The 2,272-nt window shown below is 71.5% G+C and carries 2 protein-coding genes and 1 pseudogene; 2 read left to right on the plus strand and 1 reads right to left on the minus strand.

Features of this window, described 5'->3' with window-relative positions:
* Nucleotides 1-417: pseudogene (locus PROKR_RS19860) on the plus strand (hypothetical protein); the annotation flags it as partial.
* A 162-nt stretch (nt 418-579) separates the two neighbouring features.
* Here PROKR_RS19860 and PROKR_RS19865 read toward each other — a convergent pair.
* Nucleotides 580-1,149, minus strand: coding sequence for an LURP-one-related family protein (locus PROKR_RS19865; protein ID WP_036966162.1), 570 nt, complete (start codon nt 1,147-1,149; stop codon nt 580-582).
* Between the two features lie 56 nt (nt 1,150-1,205).
* Between PROKR_RS19865 and PROKR_RS19870 the strand changes: the two genes are divergently transcribed.
* Nucleotides 1,206-1,604 carry a hypothetical protein gene (locus tag PROKR_RS19870; protein WP_036966164.1) on the plus strand — a complete coding sequence of 133 codons (399 nt, stop codon included), beginning with the start codon at nt 1,206-1,208 and terminating at the stop codon, nt 1,602-1,604.
* Nucleotides 1,605-2,272 lie beyond the last annotated feature (668 nt).

The raw sequence follows: 2,272 nt of genomic DNA on the forward strand, positions 1-2,272 counted from the left end.
GTCGCACCGGCGGCCGAGGTGCGCGCGGCGCGCGCCACGCTCGCCGCCCTCCCCGAGGCGCAGGCCCTCGTTGCTGCCCACGCCCTCACCCTCCCGGACCCGGCGGAGGACCTTCCGCCGTTCGCGAAGGAGGACCTGCCCGAGTGGTCGGCAGAAGGTCAGGTGGTCGGCAGCTCGGACTACCGGTCACCTGACGGACTACCGATCACCCGGTTCGGCTCCGCCGCACGGGTCGACGTGCGCGGCGTGCTGCGGCGGGTCGTGGCCGCGATGCGGGCGCATGCGACCCAGGTGCAGCACGCGGACGTGCTGCCGGAGACCGTCGGGGCGATCGCCGGGTGGTACGCGCTGTCCAACGGGGTGCTGGCCCCGATCCTGACGACCGAGACCTACGCCGTCGCAGACCCGCTCCGCTGACCGGTACCCCGGTCGCCCCAACACTTTTGAGGCCTAAGTTTCTTCGCTTTGGGCAGCCGCAAAGCGAAGAAACTTAGGCCTCAAAAGGGAGGGCATCGCCGAGGTCGGTCGGTTGCCGCATCCGGACGGCGGGCGGCGGGCGGCGGACGGCGGCCGGCGGGGTCAGCGCTCCTGGAGCGCGTCCAGGCCGATCGCCATGGCGGTCACGAGCCGGCGGTCGAGCCGCGAGTCCTGGACGTTCACGACGTACCGGTCGCGCAGGCCCCACTTCTTCTCGACGCTGAACGCGGGGCGCCCGTCGATCACGAAGTCGAAGTGGTACGGCAGCCACGCGAGCTCGACGAGCCGCCGGATGATGGCGATCGGCAGGCTCCGCTCGGTCCCCGTGGCCACGCCGAGGCCGGGCTGCTCGACATGCCAGGTGCTGCGCAGCAGCGACTTGGCGAAGTCCTTGCGGAACGTGCCGATCGGCGTGCCGCCCGCGTCGACGACGTCGTAGGTCGCGCCGAGGTCGACGACCTGGCGGGCCTTGAAGCCGAGCACCGCCTCCCGCTTGGTGTCGTCGGTGTAGAGGGTGACCTGCTCGCGGAACGCGACGCGCTTCTGCTGGGCGAAGGCGTAGAGGTCGCCCTCGGAGCCGTCGGGCAGCGCGCCGCGCACCTCGTACTGGTTGACCAGCATGCGGATGCGCTGCCGGACGATGAGCTGCGTCTGTGTCTGGAGGGTGTTCACCCGCGGGAGTGTTCCACATGCAGTGTGCTCCCAGCCGCATGCTGGACAATGCTCGGGTGAACTCACCCCGGCGTCCTCTCGGACGAACGATCGTCCGCACCCTGCTGGCCGTCGCGCTCGGCGTGGTGATGGGCGCCCTCGGGACGGTCGTGCACCGGTACGGGGACGACTCGCTGTACCTGGGCCTGGCGCTCGCGTTCGCGCTCACGGCGGCGGCCGGTGTGCTCGCCCGCGCGTGGGCGGGCTACGGCACGCTGCTCGCTTTCGGCGTCGGCTGGGTCGCCGTCGTGCAGGCCCTGTCGCTGCCGGGTTCCGGGGGCGACGTCGTTGTCCCGGCGGGCATCCTCGGCATGGTCTGGTCGTACTCGGGGGTGGCGATCCTGGCGGTCGTCGCGTTCCTGCCGTCGTCCTGGTTCTCCGAGGTTCCGGCCCGGCGGGATCGGCCTGCTGCCTGACCTCTGCGCTTCTTCGCAGGGTGCTTCAGGATGGTGGGCAGGATTGATACGAAACCTCCACCTCGGGGCGTCCGGTACGAGGCCTTGGGCAGGATTCCCGCTGGATAGGATGCCCGCCAGGGCGATTCTGTCCAGCGGATTCGCCGCAGGTCAGGTGCGCCCTTCGGGGGACGCGGAGAGCCCGCGTCTCGGGTAGTTGCACGGAGCGTGCCGATGGGTCAGCCGACCGAGCGTGACGAACCGCTCGAGCCGACATCAGACGAGAATGCCGGGACCAATCATGCCCCGGCCATCCCGCCTCGCTTGTACCAGAAACGCCCTGGCAGCGTGCCGCGACAGCAGTTGCAACCCCCGGCACGTCCGTCGGCCACCCAGGCCGCGCAGCCCGCAGTACCGGCCGGTCGACCGACCGCGCAGCCGGTTCCCCGATCCGCAGACAAGGTCGAACCCGTGACCGCTCCGGAGCAGTCCGAGCCTACGAAGGCCCAGCCCGTCCCCGCCGCACCGCCCGCGGGGGTCCCTGTCGCGCCAGAGAACGCGCCTGAGAATCGTGCGCCCGAGAACGGCGCGCCTGTGAGCGACGCCGGGGGGACCGGCGTCCGGGAGGCGGTACCCGCCGACCACGTGTCGGACGTCGAGGCGCCCGCCGTCGGAGCCGCTGGCGGTGC

Source organism: Promicromonospora kroppenstedtii DSM 19349, assembly GCF_000515355.1.
In the GTDB taxonomy this organism is placed as follows: domain Bacteria; phylum Actinomycetota; class Actinomycetes; order Actinomycetales; family Cellulomonadaceae; genus Promicromonospora; species Promicromonospora kroppenstedtii.